General features: G+C 63.2%; 13 protein-coding genes. 5 read left to right on the top strand and 8 right to left on the bottom strand.

What is annotated here, in order from left to right; translation table 11 throughout:
- Window positions 1–91 precede the first annotated feature (91 nt).
- The 3 genes from PP1Y_RS19045 to PP1Y_RS19035 are packed head-to-tail and all read right to left on the bottom strand — an operon-like array spanning window position 92 to window position 2,297.
- Window positions 92–541: a TadE/TadG family type IV pilus assembly protein gene (locus tag PP1Y_RS19045; protein ID WP_013833678.1), complete on the bottom strand. Its 450-nt coding sequence runs from the start codon at window positions 539–541 to the stop codon at window positions 92–94.
- A complete protein-coding gene (locus tag PP1Y_RS19040) occupies window positions 541–996 on the bottom strand; it encodes a TadE/TadG family type IV pilus assembly protein (protein ID WP_013833677.1) in 456 nt (151 codons plus the stop codon). Before PP1Y_RS19040 ends, PP1Y_RS19045 begins: the two co-directional genes overlap by 1 nt.
- A complete protein-coding gene (locus PP1Y_RS19035; protein ID WP_041559008.1) occupies window positions 993–2,297 on the bottom strand; it encodes a TadE/TadG family type IV pilus assembly protein in 1,305 nt (434 codons plus the stop codon). Before PP1Y_RS19035 ends, PP1Y_RS19040 begins: the two co-directional genes overlap by 4 nt.
- A gap of 175 nt (window positions 2,298–2,472) precedes the next feature.
- Between PP1Y_RS19035 and PP1Y_RS19030 the strand changes: the two genes are divergently transcribed.
- The gene (locus PP1Y_RS19030) at window positions 2,473–3,147 is read left to right on the top strand and encodes a hypothetical protein (RefSeq protein ID WP_041559007.1); all 675 of its coding nucleotides are present in this window, start codon (window positions 2,473–2,475) and stop codon (window positions 3,145–3,147) included.
- Window positions 3,148–3,253: 106 nt separating this feature from the next.
- Here PP1Y_RS19030 and PP1Y_RS26660 read toward each other — a convergent pair whose 3' ends face one another.
- Together PP1Y_RS26660 and trmFO are read right to left on the bottom strand one after the other, a co-directional pair.
- Complete coding sequence (locus tag PP1Y_RS26660) at window positions 3,254–3,583, bottom strand: hypothetical protein (RefSeq protein WP_013833675.1); 330 nt, start codon at window positions 3,581–3,583, stop codon at window positions 3,254–3,256.
- A 102-nt stretch (window positions 3,584–3,685) separates the two neighbouring features.
- Window positions 3,686–5,062: a methylenetetrahydrofolate--tRNA-(uracil(54)-C(5))-methyltransferase (FADH(2)-oxidizing) TrmFO gene (gene trmFO / locus PP1Y_RS19020; protein ID WP_013833674.1), complete on the bottom strand. Its 1,377-nt coding sequence runs from the start codon at window positions 5,060–5,062 to the stop codon at window positions 3,686–3,688.
- A 142-nt stretch (window positions 5,063–5,204) separates the two neighbouring features.
- On the opposite strand from trmFO, the gene PP1Y_RS19015 reads away from it, so the two are divergent.
- Window positions 5,205–5,855, top strand: a complete 651-nt coding sequence (locus PP1Y_RS19015) for a lysoplasmalogenase family protein (RefSeq protein ID WP_013833673.1) — start codon at window positions 5,205–5,207, stop codon at window positions 5,853–5,855.
- Between the two features lie 3 nt (window positions 5,856–5,858).
- Here the strand turns inward: PP1Y_RS19015 and PP1Y_RS19010 are convergent, their stop codons facing one another.
- Together PP1Y_RS19010 and gyrA are read right to left on the bottom strand one after the other, a co-directional pair.
- Window positions 5,859–6,227: a DUF952 domain-containing protein gene (locus PP1Y_RS19010; protein WP_013833672.1), complete on the bottom strand. Its 369-nt coding sequence runs from the start codon at window positions 6,225–6,227 to the stop codon at window positions 5,859–5,861.
- Window positions 6,224–8,986: a DNA gyrase subunit A gene (gene gyrA / locus PP1Y_RS19005; protein ID WP_013833671.1), complete on the bottom strand. Its 2,763-nt coding sequence runs from the start codon at window positions 8,984–8,986 to the stop codon at window positions 6,224–6,226. Before gyrA ends, PP1Y_RS19010 begins: the two co-directional genes overlap by 4 nt.
- 337 nt (window positions 8,987–9,323) lie before the next feature.
- On the opposite strand from gyrA, the gene PP1Y_RS19000 reads away from it, so the two are divergent.
- Complete coding sequence (locus PP1Y_RS19000; RefSeq protein WP_041559006.1) at window positions 9,324–10,703, top strand: hypothetical protein; 1,380 nt, start codon at window positions 9,324–9,326, stop codon at window positions 10,701–10,703.
- A 147-nt stretch (window positions 10,704–10,850) separates the two neighbouring features.
- Here the strand turns inward: PP1Y_RS19000 and PP1Y_RS18995 are convergent, their stop codons facing one another.
- A complete protein-coding gene (locus PP1Y_RS18995; RefSeq protein WP_013833669.1) occupies window positions 10,851–11,504 on the bottom strand; it encodes a carbonic anhydrase in 654 nt (217 codons plus the stop codon).
- 83 nt (window positions 11,505–11,587) lie between these two features.
- Here PP1Y_RS18995 and lipA point away from each other — a divergent pair, with 83 nt between their 5' ends.
- Window positions 11,588–12,526, top strand: a complete 939-nt coding sequence (gene lipA / locus PP1Y_RS18990; RefSeq protein ID WP_013833668.1) for a lipoyl synthase — start codon at window positions 11,588–11,590, stop codon at window positions 12,524–12,526.
- A 40-nt stretch (window positions 12,527–12,566) separates the two neighbouring features.
- The gene (locus PP1Y_RS18985) at window positions 12,567–13,013 is read left to right on the top strand and encodes a type II toxin-antitoxin system RatA family toxin (protein ID WP_013833667.1); all 447 of its coding nucleotides are present in this window, start codon (window positions 12,567–12,569) and stop codon (window positions 13,011–13,013) included.
- Window positions 13,014–13,070: the final 57 nt, after the last annotated feature.

Here is a 13,070-nt window from a genome sequence, read left to right as displayed (position 1 = left end):
AATGACAAGGGCCGCCGGTATCATCCCGGCGGCCCTTTTTCATGGCGCGGACGCTGCATCGATGCAGCCCGCTGTCAGAAGGGAAGGGTGGTCAGCTGTCCTTGAGCAGGAAAACCGGCCGCTTGTACGTGATTTGCAGCAGGTTGCCCGGGACGAAGGCCAGGTAGTCCGGCGCATCGTAAGTGACACTGATCTGCATCTCGAGGGCATCGGCGATCCGGCTCGTCTGCGACGTGACGGTAATGCCCAGTCGGTCGGTATTGAGATTGTACCGTGAACCGACCCCGCGCGAGCGCATCCAGGTTGAAATCAGGTCGGCCTGGCTGGCATGGCCTCGCTGATACTCGACCACAGCAAATCGCGCGCCATCCGAGGCGAGGTTGCGGATTGCGTTCCAGTTCTGGATCTGCATCCCGATCTGGAGGACGCCGATCAGCAGCGTGAAGAAGAGCGGCGCGAGCAGGGCGAACTCGACGAGAACACCGCCGCGTTCGTCCCGGTGGAAGCGCGCAAGGCGCCGCTGCGAGAAGAAGCTGCCCATCACTGCACCTGGATCGTGCGCTCGACACGATAGTTCAGGGCCTTGCCCACGCCGAAGCGGGTCCAGATCGGCGTGTAGGTATCGGTCACGTCGAGCAGGACATATTGATAGATCGGTTGATCGGTGTCGCAGGTGGATGCATCTGCAGTCAACTGGCTGGAGAGGTTGCAGCGGAATCGCTGCTGCAAGGTCACCTCGTTGTCGGCGAGACCGAGCGAGTCCTTGATGACACTCTTCATCGTGTCCGAGGATGTGCCAGAACCGGCTGCGGCGGCCAGCACGATGCCTTCGGCCTCGCTCGCTGCGCTCTGCAATTCCTGCTGGCGCGAGACGATCCGGCCGACTTCGAAGGTACCGAGTGCCATCAGCACGATAACCGGTGCGACGATGGCGGTTTCGACGGCCATCACGCCTTTCAGGTCGCTAACCATGCGGCGCAGGCCATGACCGATCATGCCACGAGCCTCACGATGGGAGTGGAGGTGCCGAGCAGCGAGCTGTCGTCGTAGTCGCACAAGGTGCGCAGGTAGGCGCTGCCGCGAATGTCGAGCGTATAGGCCGAGATCTGGAAGCACAGCTTGCTGGTGGTGCCGGAGTCGCCGTTGATCTGGACGTCACCGTTGGGAAGGTAGAGCACGCCCTCGATGTTCAGATTGGTGTTGCCGTTGATCTGGTGCGAGGCAGGCTCGGTCTCATCGGTCTTGTCCTCCATGAACAGCATCTGCGAAAGGCGATCCGCATCGGCCGCATAAGGTGTGCTCTGGAAGTCGGCAGCCTGCATCGGCGTCAGCGTTATCGAGCCCGTCGCCCCTTCGCCGCCCAGCTTGATCTGCGCGCCTTTGCGCAGCACGAACAGAACGTTCTTTCCCACGACCGTTGCGTTGGTGGACAGGTCCAAGGTGCCGCCATCGATGAAATAGATGCCCGAGTTGAAAGTCGTGGCGCACTTGGCGGTATAGCCGCCGACATATTTGCCGGGAAAAAGATTGGCGATCGCCTTGTTCCCGTTACCCTCGCAGTACTTTTTCTTGGTCTGGTCCGCAGTGCCGGAATCCGGCTCCGGGATCGGAATGTCGGAATAGACGTCGGTGAGGCCAGAAGCATTTTCTGTGACCGTTCCTTGCAGGCTCTCGGGGACGTCCACTGTACCGCATGCGGCAATCGAGGTGGTCTCCACAGTGGCACTACCGTCGATGGTGATGGCATCGTCGCTGCATGAAAGGGCGCCCAAGCCGCAATTGGCAATGACGTGTGCGTTACCGCCGATCTGGAATGTGGTGCCGTCCTGCTTGAGGGTGATCAGGCAGGCATGGAACTTGCTACCTTCCTTGAAGCGGGCCTGCGCGCGCGCCATCACGGTGGCCGACTGGTTGAGCAGCAAGCCGGTGAAAGGCAGCTTCTTCGTCGCCGTGGCCGTTACCAGAACGCTGTTCGCCGTGCCGCCATCGAAGTTCGCCAGGCTGATCGTCGGAGCGCTCGCGAAGGAGGCGGTGATCTTCTGATTGGCGTTGAATTCCTGCTTGGCGCGCGTTTTGTAATCGGCATCGTCGCTGTAGGCCAGCGCCCATGCGCCGCCGATTGCGGCCTGGTCGACCGAGTGTTGCAACTCGCGCTGCCACATGTACCATTGGGCTGTGTCGACGCCATAGCCCATGGCTCCGATGAGGGCGGGCATGCCGAGCGCCACCATCATCATGGCGTTGCCGCTCCTTGCGGAGAGCAGGCTTTTCATCAGGCAGCGGATCCGTCGGAACATCGGAAATATCCTCAAGGCGCCTCAATCGAATATTCACTATCTCGGGCAACGAGATTTGCATTGAATGAAACATTTTAGTTAACCCTTGTTAAATGGCGTTGCATTTGGGCGCACTTGCACAACCGGCCTCGCAGGTTAGAGAGGCGCTGTGTCACAAGATTCCCCCCCGCGACCGATGTCCGCAAACGCCATCGAAGAGAGCTTGCTTGCCAGTTTGCCGCTGAGCCAGAGACTGGCGCTGGCCTATGCCCCAGGCTCGGCGCGCCTGCCCACGCTGGCCCTGTTCGCGCTAGATACGCGTCTGGCCGGGCTGCTGCGCCATTCCAAGGAGCCGATGCTGGCGCAGCTGCGCCTTGCCTGGTGGCGCGAGAGCCTCGATCGCGATGCATCCGAATGGCCTGCGGGCGAACCCTTGCTGGCCGCGCTGCGCAGTTGGGACGGCCAGCACAAGGCGCTCTCGGCGCTCGTCGATGGCTGGGAAGCCTTGACCGGGCATGCGCCCTTGCCGCCCGAAGCCTTGGGTCAGATGGTAGAGGGGCGCGGGGCCGCATTCGCCGCGTTGGCCTCCGCGCTCGGCAGGCCGGGCGAGGCGCAGGCTTGCGCCACGATCGGCCGGAAATGGGCGATGGCCGACCTCGCCACGCGCCTGCGCGACAAGAGCGAGACCGAGGCCATGCGTGCCATGATCGCAGAGGACGCGACGCGCAGCCCGCGCGTTTCAAGACCGCTGCGGCCGCTACTCGTGCTGCACGGTCTTGCGCAAGCTCGGCAGGCCAGGGGCGATGAGAAAGCCGCGCAGTCCCCCGCGGCGCTGCTCAAGGCCATGCGGCTCGGTATTCTGGGCTTTTGACCTGCTGACCAGATTGTAATTTCAAAGGCGGAGACCATCGCACTATGCATCGCGGGGTGATGCAGAGGCGTTCGTGAACAGACTGGTCCTGGGCGCGCTGGCTGCGCTACTGCTTGTCTCGCTCGGCCTGTTCTGGATGCAGGGCCGCGCCGAAGTGGAGGAGGGCGCCCCGCCGCCTGAGGAAGCTACGGCGCAGCCCGACGAATTTCCAAGCGCGGCGATAGAAGATCTGGTCGGCCCGGAACCGCCCGAAGCGACCGAACTCAGCCGCGAGCAACGGCGCTTTGCCCGTTATGACCATGACAGCGACGGACGCATCACCCGCAACGAAATGCTGTCGACCAGGACCGCGGGATTCCGCAGGCTCGACAAGGACGGCAACAACCTGCTCACGTTTGAGGAATGGGCCGTCACGACCGTCGACAAGTTCGACCATGCCGACGTCAACGGCAACGACTGGCTGACGCCAGAGGAGTTCCGCCGCACGGCGCCGCCGCGCCGGTCCGGTCCCAAACCGCGTTGTTCGTGCTCAAGCGCCTCAGGCCGCCGGGGCCAGCGTTTGCAACCAGGCGCCGATGTCTTCCTTGGCCCGCTCGGTATAGGCTTCCTTGCGCTGCTTCTTCTTGACCTCGTGAAGCGGTGGGAACAGGCCGAAATTCACATTCATCGGCTGATAGCTTTCCGCCTCGGCGTCGCCGGTAATGTGCGAGAGCAACGCGCCCATCGCCGTTGTCGCCGGCGGTCCCTGCCACACGAGCCCACCCAGTTCGGCAGCGGTCATCAGGCCGGCCATCAGACCGACCGCGGCGCTTTCGACATAGCCCTCGCATCCGGTGATCTGCCCGGCAAAGCGAACGTGCGGCGCGCTCTTGAGCCGCAGCTGCCGGTCGAGCAGGACCGGCGAGTTGAGGAAGGTGTTGCGGTGCAGGCCGCCCAGGCGAGCGAATTCGGCCTTTTCGAGCCCGGGAATGGTGCGGAACAGGCGGACCTGCTCGGCATGCTTGAGCTTGGTCTGGAAGCCCACCATGTTCCACAGCGTACCCAGCTTGTTGTCCTGGCGGAGTTGGACGACGGCATAGGCCCAGCGCCCGTTGGGATGTTCCTCGGTCGCCCAGTGCGGGTTGTCGAGCCCCACCGGCTTCATCGGCCCGAAGCGCAGGGTGTCGACACCGCGTTCGGCCATGACCTCGATCGGCATGCAACCGTCGAAGTAGGGGGTGTTGGCTTCCCACTCCTTGAACGCGGTCTTTTCGCCGTCGAGCAGGGCCTGGTGGAAGGCCAGATACTGGTCCTTGTCCATTGGACAGTTGATGTAGTCCTTGGCTTCCCCGCCGAACTTGGAGGGCTTGTCCCAGCGCGAGGCCTTCCAGCAGATGTCCATGTCGATCGTGTCGTGGTAGACGATCGGAGCGATGGCATCGAAGAAGGCGAGGCTATCCGAGCCGGTCGCCTTGCCGATGCTGCCGGCCAGTGTTTCGGCCGTAAGCGGCCCAGTGGCAACGATGGTCAGGCCGCTATCGGGCAGGGTGTCGATGCGCTCGCGCACGATGTCGAGCGTCGGCAGCGACTGGAGGCGGGCTTCGACTTCGGCGGAGAATACCTCGCGGTCGACTGCCAGCGCCGAACCTGCGGGTACCTGCGCCTTGGCAGCCGCAGCCATGATCACCGAATCGCAGCGGCGCATCTCGTGATGGAGCAGGCCAACCGCGTTCTTCTCGTCATCGTCCGAACGGAAGGAATTGGAGCAGACCATCTCGGCCAGGCCGTCGGTCTGGTGCGCCGGGCTGCGCTCTCCCGTGCCGCGCATTTCTGACAGGCGCACGCGAAGGCCGCGCCGCGCGAGTTGCCAGGCCGCCTCGCTGCCTGCGAGGCCGCCGCCGATAATGTGAACGTCGTATTCGGGTTGTGCTGTCATGGGCCAAGGCCCCTAGCCGCTCTTTGCGCGCAGCGAAAGGGAATGCAAGTTGGGGGCGCCGGGACTAGGGGGATTGCATGGCAGGCCAAAACCGTGACAAGCGCAGTCGACGAATTCGGCCCCGGACAGGAAGACCCAGCGAATGCCAAGGCGCGCACTCATCGAAAGAAGGCCCTGGCTACTAGGCAGCGTGCTTGCCGCGCTGGCTTTCATCTGGCTGGAAAACAGCCGGTTTCCGGGCCTTTACCTGCTTGGCCTGAAAGCCGCGCCTCTGCTATTGCTCGCGGTCTATGCCGTCCTGCACCATCGCGGCAACGACACCCGAATGTTGGCGGGTATGCTGGTTTGCGAAGGGGTCGGAACGGCCCTTTACGACTATCTCCCTTACGCCTCGATCGTCCTGATCATCATCGGCTTCGGCCTGGGGATCGGGCTTTTTACCTCGCATCGCCGTGCGCAGTTGACCGGGTCGCAGAAAGCCGCCGTCACCGCGATCCTGCTGATCACGCCGGTGATCGGTTTTCTCCTGGCATCGCCCGAAATGCGCATTACCGCGCTCGTCTTCATGGTTGCCGTTGGCGGCATGGCCGCAAGCGCCTGGGCGAGCACCTTTCCGCGCTACCGGGTGGGGGCAGGGGCTGTGGTCATCATGGCCGCGAACCTGCTTGCCGTCGCAGCGGAGGGCCTCATGCAGCGTGAGCTGTGGATGGCGCATTTCGCCTGGCCGCTGTTCTACTTCGGCAACCTGATGCTTTCCACCGGCGTGACCGTGGAACTGCGCTCACGCCGATAAAGGTCAGTCGAGCCCCGGCAGGATGACGCATCCCGAAGTATCGCGCCGGACCGGGCCGTGCGCGGTAACGGCGCTGAGCGGCAATGGTGCGTAAAGGTGCGGGAACAGCGCGCCTCCGCGCGAGACTTCCCACTTGAGCGCGTTGGCGACCGCCGCAAGGTCGACGCAGGCGATATGCAGGTCCTCTTGTCCGGCGAAGTGTTTGTCCAGCGTTCCCTGGACTTGTCCCGCGGCGGACAAATGCACGAAACCATCGGCAAGATCGACCGGCGCACCTGCGAAACTGCCGTTTCCGAGCAGCTGCGCCATCTGGGCCCCGGTCAGGATCTTGTAGGCCAATGTCTCGGTGGACACCGGCCTTTCGTCCGTCATTCTCCGGCTTCCGGAGCCTCGGGGGCTTCCGGTGCCTCCGGCGCCGCGCCGTCTGCCACGTCAACTGCCTCGCCGAGGACTTCGTCTTCTTCGCTGGCCTCGTCGAGGCGCACTGCGCTGACGACGTGCTCGTTGGCCGAGACATTGAACAATCTGACACCGGCGGAATTGCGGCCGATGACACGCATGGTTTCCAGCGGCAGGCGGATCAGCTTGGCCTGATCGGTCACCAGCATGAGCTGCTCGGCCTGGCTGGCCGGGAAGCTCGCCACGACCGGCCCATTGCGGGCGATATTGTCGATATTGGTGATGCCCTGGCCGCCGCGTCCCGTGCGGCGATATTCGTAGGCCGAGGACATCTTGCCGTAGCCGTTGGCGCAGACAGTCAGGATGAACTGCTCGCGTTCCTGCAATTCGGCGAAGCGCTCTGCCGAGAGATCCGGTTCGCCTTCCTTCTCGCCCTTCCACGGAGCGTACCTGAGGTATTCCTCGCGCTCTTCGGATTCGGTGCCGACGCGGTGGAGGATCGACAGCGAAATGACGCGGTCGTCTCCCTTGAGCGTCATGCCGCGCACGCCGGTGGATGTGCGGCTCGTGAATTCGCGGACCTGGTCACCGGCGAAGCGGATCGCCTTGCCCTGGCGAGTGGCGAGCAGGACATCGTCGGTCGCCTCGAGGAGGGCCACGCCGATCAGGTGATCGTCGGCATCCTCGTCGAACTTCATCGCGAACTTGCCGTTGGTCGGAATGTTCGAGAAGGAGTCCATCGAATTGCGGCGGACATTGCCCTTCGAGGTAGCGAAGACGACTGAGAGCTTGCCCCAATCGGCCTCGTCCTCGGGCAGGGCAAGGACGGTCTGGATCGTCTCGTCCTTGTCGAGTGCCGGAAGCAAATTGACGATCGGACGGCCGCGCGTGGTCGGACCACCCTCCGGAAGTTTCCAGACCTTCAGGCGGTAGACCTTGCCCGCGGTCGAGAAGAACAGGACCGGGTTGTGGGTCGAGGTGACGAACATGGTCGTCACCGCGTCCTCGTCCTTGGTCGCCATGCCGGCGCGGCCCTTGCCGCCGCGGTTCTGGGCGCGGAACGTCGAGAGCGGCGTGCGCTTGATGTACCCGTCCATGGTGACAGTCACCACCATGTCCTCGCGCTCGATCAGATCTTCGTCCTCGATCCCGTCGAAGGCAGCGGTGATCTCGGAGACACGCGGGGTCGCATAGGCATCGCGTACTGCCTGAAGTTCCTCACGCATCACGTTGTAAAGCTTGACTCTATCGGCGAGGATCGAGAGATATTCCTCGATCGCAATGGCAAGCTCCTTGAGCTCGTCGCCGATTTCGTCGCGGCCCAGCGCAGTCAGGCGGTGCAGGCGAAGTTCAAGTATCGCCTTAACTTGCGTCTCGGACAGGCGATAGGACCCGCCATCCTCTTCAGCGCTCGGTTCGATCGCCTCGACGAGCCGAATGTAAGGCGCGATATCGCCGATCGGCCATTCCTTGGCCAGCAGCTTCGCGCGGGCATCGGCCGGGTTCGACGAACCGCGGATCATTGCGACGACTTCGTCGAGGTTCGAAACCGCGACGACGAGGCCGAGCAAGATGTGCGCGCGGTCGCGGGCCTTGTTCAGTTCGTACTTGGTGCGGCGGGTGATGACCTGCTCGCGGAACTGGATGAAGGCCTGCAGAATATCGCGCAGCGAGAGGATTTCCGGGCGTCCGCCACGGATCGCCAGCATGTTGGCGGCAAAGTTCGACTGGGCAGGAGTGTTGCGCCAGATCTGGTTGAGCACGACTTCGGGCGAGGCGTCGCGCTTGAGATCGACGACGACGCGCATGCCTTCGCGGCTCGATTCGTCGCGAATGTCGGAAACGCCCTCGATCCGCTTGTCCTTGGCGGCCTCGGCGATTTTCTCGACGAGGTTGGACTTGCCGACCTGGTAGGGAATCGAGGTCAGCACGATCGAGCGACGGTCGCCGCGGGCTTCCTCGATCTGGTGGCGGCAACGCATCATGATCGAGCCGCGACCGGTCATCGCGGCGTTGCGCGCGCCGCCCTGGCCGAGGATCAGCGGAGCGGTCGGGAAATCCGGCCCCGGAATGATCTGGAACAGTTCTTCCGAAGTGATGCCCGGATTGTCCATCATCGCGAAGCAGCCGTCGATCACTTCGCCCAGATTGTGCGGAGGGATATTCGTGGCCATGCCGACCGCGATGCCGCCGGCGCCGTTGACCAGCAGGTTAGGATAACGCGCAGGCAGGACCTGCGGCTCGTTCTCCGCCCCGTCGTAGTTGGGCTGGAAGTCGACCGTATCCTTGTCGATGTCCGCCAGCAGCGCGTCGGCCACCTTGGCAAGGCGCGCCTCGGTATAACGCATCGATGCCGGCGGATCGGGATCCATCGAGCCGAAGTTGCCCTGGCCGTCGATCAACGGCAGGCGCATCGACCAGTCCTGCGTCATGCGCGCCAGCGCGTCGTAGATCGCGGCGTCGCCATGGGGGTGATACTTACCCATGGTGTCACCGACGATACGCGCCGACTTGCGGTAGGCCTTGCCGGAAACGAACCCGTTTTCGTGGCTGGTCCACAGGATGCGACGATGCACCGGCTTGAGGCCGTCCCGCACGTCGGGAAGCGCGCGGCTCACGATCACGCTCATCGCGTAATCGAGGTAGCTCGTCTTCATCTCATCGACGATGTCGATGCGGGTGTACTCGCCCTCGGGGCCGGTATGTTCTAGAGTGTCGATGTCGTCGCTCACGCGCTGTGTCGTTCGTTGCTTCGATGAGAAAGGTGATGTTCGGCACTAGGACATGCGCCAGGCGAATGCCACTGAATCAGCCCATGCGAAGGCGCTGAGTGCATCTTTTTCCACACTTATGGGTTGAAACACCGAAAGGACGCGTCGGGCGAATGACGGGGCCTGTCTGAACGCTTGCGGTGAGTCGCATTCAAACAGCGTTAAGCGGCGGGCCTCTAGTTCGAGAGCGAGGTTGCCAAAGGCGCATTTCCCCGTCAGTACCTGCGCCGTGCATTTTCGAGACCCCGCTTGAGGGTGAGGGTCACTGTGTCTGATGACTTGAGAGGAGTTGGCCTTTATGGCTCGCAAGTTCCTGATTTCCCGAGTTGCCCTTGCCATGGCGCTCGCCGGTGGCATGGCTGTCGCCGCTGCCCCGACCACGGTTGCCGCAAAAGAGAAGAAGGCAGCCAAGGCTTCGTTCTCGAAGGAATATGCAGCCGTTGCGGCCGAAATCGACAAGACCGTCACCGAAGCCCAGAACGATCCGGCGGTGAAGGCCGCTGCGGACAAGGCGCGTGCCGCCAAGACCGACGCCGAAATGGCCGCCGCCCGTGCAGAGGTAGACGCCGCGATGGGTGGCATCCTGGCCAAGCTCAAGACCGCCGATGCAGCCGCGACCGAGCCGCTCGACAAGCTCAAGCAGGGTGAACTCACCCGCAACGTCGGCATCCTCATGAACGATGTCGCCATGCAGCACCGCGGCCTCGTAATGATGGCCGAAAGCGGCGGAATGAGCCCGGAAACCGCCGGTCAGGTGCAGTATCTTGCAGGTGTCACTGCCTACCAGGACAAGCAGTACACCGAAGCGGCGCGCTGGCTTCAGGCAGCCTACGATGGCGGTTACCGCGATCCGCAGGGCATGCTCCAGGCCGTTCTCGCCGATTCGTACAAGCGTTCCAACAATCCGCAGGCGGCCCTGGCCATCGTGCACAAGGAGCTGGAAGCTTCCAAGGCGAGCGGCGCCAAGCCGAACGAGACCTCGATCCGCACCGCACTGCAGGCCGCATACGACGCCAAGCAGCTCGCGGCTTCGGCTGACTACGCCGCGATGCTGGGCCAGTACTACCCGAATCCGGAAAGCTGGAATGCAGCGATTTCGGTGGTTCGCCAGCTCGCTTCACTGCCGAGCAAGGAAAACCTCGACCTCATGCGTCTTATGTACGTAACCGGCGCCATGAAGGACAAGCGCGACTACCTCGAGTATATCGAGAACGTCGATCCGCGCGCCTATCCGGGTGAAGCGCTCAAGATCATGAATGACGGCATTTCGAAGGGCAAGATCAGCAATGCCGATCTCGCGGGCGAAAAGGCCAATACCGAAACGCGCGTTTCGGCAGACAAGGCCTCGCTGGCCGCGCAGGAGCGTGACGCGATGAAGCCGGGCGCAACCGGTGCGACAGTGGCCGGCACCGGCGATGTGTTTCTCAGCTATGACCAGCCGGCCAAGGCCGAAACCTTCTACACGATGGCGATGGGCAAGCCGGGCGTGGATGCCAATGCCGTTGCGATGCATCTCGGCATGGCGCAGGCGATGCAGGGCAAATACGCCGAGGCGCAGGCCAACTTCGCCAAGGTGAGCGGTTCGCGTGCGCCCGTCGCCAGGCTGTGGTCGGCCTATGCCGCGAGCAAGTCGACGCCGGCAGCCGCTCCTGCTGCCGCGGCCGCACCGCAGTCCTGATCTGGTCCGGGCCGCTTCAGGGCGGGTCCGCGATCCAGAAGAAAAGGGCGCCGGATCGGATCGATCCGGCGCCCTTTTTCTTTTGTCCTGTCCGCCTCCTGTCCCCGAGTGGACAACGAATGTCCACCCGGGACAATGGCGCAATTCTCAGGAAACCGCTTCGAACTTGCCGGTTTCGCCGTCCATCAGGTGCAGGATACCGTCGGAGATCGCGAAGTAGGCCCCGCGCAGGGTCAGCTCGCCGTTCTTGACCTTGCGGCGCACGCAGGGGAAGGTCATCAGATTGTCCAGGCTGACCTTGACGGCAGCTTGTTCCATCTGGCGCTCGGCAGGTCGCCCTTCGGTGCCGAACTCGTCGGCCACCGGACCGCGTGCTTCGTCGAGCAGCGAGATCCAGTTGGCGACGAAACCGCCTTCGCCCGGCTCGTTGCCGTGCAGTTCCTGGGTCAATGCGGCCTTGCAGCCGCCGCACATGCCATGGCCCATGACCACGACTTCCTTGACCTTGAGTACCTGCACCGCGAATTCGAGCGCTGCCGAGACGCCGTGGTGGCCGGGCGTGGTCTCGAACGGCGGCACAAGCGCGGCGACGTTGCGCACGACGAAGATCTCGCCGGGGTCGACATCGAAGATCTGCGAGGGATCGACGCGGCTGTCCGAGCAGGCGATGATCATGACTTCCGGCTGCTGGCCTTCGCGCAGGCGTTCCCAGCGTTCGCGATTGGGGGTCCAGCCGGTCTGGCGAAAGCGGCGATAGCCGTCGAGAAGGTGGTCGAGGACATGATCACTGGTCTCGGTCATGGGGAGCTCCTTGTTTGCGCCCGCATCCCATAAACCGGATATTCGGGCTGGCAAGGGCGCAAACTTGAGACTATCTGGGCCCCATGAACGATCTCTCCTCTGTTCCGCAGCCCGAACCGAAACCCGAGCGGCAGCGCAAGCCGGACTGGATCCGGGTCAAGGCGCCGACCAGCAAGGGCTATGGCGAAACCCGCCAGCTCATGCGGGATCTCAAGCTCAACACCGTGTGCGAAGAGGCCGCTTGCCCGAACATCGGCGAGTGCTGGACCAAGAAGCATGCGACGGTCATGATCCTGGGCGATACCTGCACGCGGGCCTGCGCCTTCTGCAACGTCAAGACCGGGATGCCCGGCCGTGTGGATTTGGATGAGCCGGCGCACGTCGCCGAGGCGGCTGCCAAGCTGGGGCTGGAACACATCGTCATCACTTCGGTGGACCGCGACGACCTGCCCGACGGCGGTGCCAGCCAGTTCGTCAAGGTGATCGAGGAACTGCGCAAGAACACGCCTTCGACCACCATCGAGATCCTGACCCCGGATTTCCGCGGCAAGATGCGTCCGGCGGTTGAAGCGATCGTGACTGCGCGTCCCGACGTCTACAACCACAACCTCGAAACGGTGCCGAGGCTCTACCCGACGATCCGTCCGGGAGCGCGCTACTACGCCTCGCTGCGCCTGCTGGAGGAAGTGAAGAACCACGACCCCTCGATCTTCACCAAGTCGGGCGTGATGCTCGGCCTGGGTGAGGAGCGCCTCGAAGTGCACCAGGTCATGGACGACATGCGCAGCGCCGACATCGACTTCCTCACCATGGGGCAGTACCTGCGGCCGACGCCCAAGCATGCCGAGGTGAAGGAATTCGTCACGCCGCAGGCCTTCAACGCCTATGGCGCCATCGCGCGGGCAAAGGGCTTCCTGCAGGTGGCCGCGTCACCGCTGACCCGGTCCAGCTACCACGCCGGTGAGGACTTCGCCGAAATGCGGGCGGCACGCGAAGCAAGGCTGGCCAAGGGCCGCAAGTAATGTCCCGCGCAGACAATGCCATGATGGGCGAGGCCTGAACGTGCCCGGAATCCACGAAGTCTACCGGTTACCCTACAGTGCCGAGCAGATGTTCGATCTGGTCGCCGATGTCGGGCGATACCAGGAATTCCTGCCCTGGGTGGTCGCCACCCGGGTCAAGTCGGACAACGGCAGCGAAATGGTCGCCGACATGCTGGTCGGCTTCAAGGCCCTGCGCGAGAAGTTCACGTCGCGGGTCGAGAAGCGGCGAGCAGAGGAGATCAAGGTCCACTACGTCGATGGCCCGATGCGCGATCTCGACAATGTCTGGCGTTTCCATCCGGTCGATGCGAACAGTTGCGATATCGAGTTCGACGTGCGCTTCTCGTTCCGCAATGCCCTGTTCGAGAAGCTCGCCGGACAGTACTTCGACAAGGCTTTTCGCAAGATGGTCGCGGCTTTCGAGACCCGGGCCCACGAGCTTTACGGCGAGCCCCAGGCCTCCTGAGGTTACGAAAAGTAACTTGAGTTACAAAAGGCAACCAATCTGTGTTACCTAAAGTGA

Source organism: Novosphingobium sp. PP1Y (assembly GCF_000253255.1).
Lineage (GTDB): Bacteria > Pseudomonadota > Alphaproteobacteria > Sphingomonadales > Sphingomonadaceae > Novosphingobium.
This window is presented reverse-complemented; position numbering and strand designations above follow the sequence as displayed.

What these genes read in the sequence shown, in the direction of transcription:
- PP1Y_RS19045 (WP_013833678.1), bottom strand. Translation starts at nt 541, where the DNA reads ATGGGCAGCTTCTTCTCGCAGCGGCGCCTTGCGCGCTTCCACCGGGAC.
- PP1Y_RS19040 (WP_013833677.1), bottom strand. Translation starts at nt 996, where the DNA reads ATGATCGGTCATGGCCTGCGCCGCATGGTTAGCGACCTGAAAGGCGTG.
- PP1Y_RS19035 (WP_041559008.1), bottom strand. Translation starts at nt 2,297, where the DNA reads ATGTTCCGACGGATCCGCTGCCTGATGAAAAGCCTGCTCTCCGCAAGG.
- PP1Y_RS19030 (WP_041559007.1), top strand. Translation starts at nt 2,473, where the DNA reads ATGTCCGCAAACGCCATCGAAGAGAGCTTGCTTGCCAGTTTGCCGCTG.
- PP1Y_RS26660 (WP_013833675.1), bottom strand. Translation starts at nt 3,583, where the DNA reads ATGGTCGAACTTGTCGACGGTCGTGACGGCCCATTCCTCAAACGTGAG.
- trmFO (WP_013833674.1), bottom strand. Translation starts at nt 5,062, where the DNA reads ATGACAGCACAACCCGAATACGACGTTCACATTATCGGCGGCGGCCTC.
- PP1Y_RS19015 (WP_013833673.1), top strand. Translation starts at nt 5,205, where the DNA reads ATGCCAAGGCGCGCACTCATCGAAAGAAGGCCCTGGCTACTAGGCAGC.
- PP1Y_RS19010 (WP_013833672.1), bottom strand. Translation starts at nt 6,227, where the DNA reads ATGACGGACGAAAGGCCGGTGTCCACCGAGACATTGGCCTACAAGATC.
- PP1Y_RS19000 (WP_041559006.1), top strand. Translation starts at nt 9,324, where the DNA reads ATGGCTCGCAAGTTCCTGATTTCCCGAGTTGCCCTTGCCATGGCGCTC.
- PP1Y_RS18995 (WP_013833669.1), bottom strand. Translation starts at nt 11,504, where the DNA reads ATGACCGAGACCAGTGATCATGTCCTCGACCACCTTCTCGACGGCTAT.
- lipA (WP_013833668.1), top strand. Translation starts at nt 11,588, where the DNA reads ATGAACGATCTCTCCTCTGTTCCGCAGCCCGAACCGAAACCCGAGCGG.